Annotated in this window: 1 pseudogene; it reads left to right on the forward strand. The window is 63.9% G+C overall.

Features of this window, described 5'->3' with window-relative positions:
- A pseudogene (locus B4C31_RS04780) lies at positions 1-290 on the forward strand (ABC transporter ATP-binding protein); the annotation flags it as partial.
- Positions 291-415 lie beyond the last annotated feature (125 nt).

The following is a 415-nucleotide window of genomic DNA, read 5'->3' on the forward strand; positions in this document are numbered from 1 at the left end:
TTGCGCGCGCCATCGTCAACAATCCCAAGGTGCTGCTGGCCGACGAGCCGATGAGCGCCATCGATGTGGCGGCGCGCGTCCAGATCCTTGAGGCGTTCGCCGTTATCCGCAGGCGGACGCCGGATATGGCGCTGATTGTGGTCTCCCATGATCTGGGCGTGGTACAGCATCTGGCCGACCGCATCGTGGTCCTGCATGACGGACGTGTCGAGGAGGAGGGGCCGACGGCCCGGATGCTGCGGGAGCCGCGGAGCGAGTACACCCGCACGCTGATTGAGGCTGCGTCATAGCGGTTCGCACTACCTCGGGTTTCGTGGAGACGCCCCTTGGAAAACGGCGGTTGAATCAGAAAACCTCGAGGTAGTGCGAACTATGGTCGGATCATCACCACCTCGTCGCACCACTGCGCGGCCAG

This window comes from Bifidobacterium sp. UBA4282 (genome assembly GCF_002394995.1).
Taxonomy (GTDB): Bacteria; Actinomycetota; Actinomycetes; order Actinomycetales; family Bifidobacteriaceae; genus Bifidobacterium; species Bifidobacterium pullorum_B.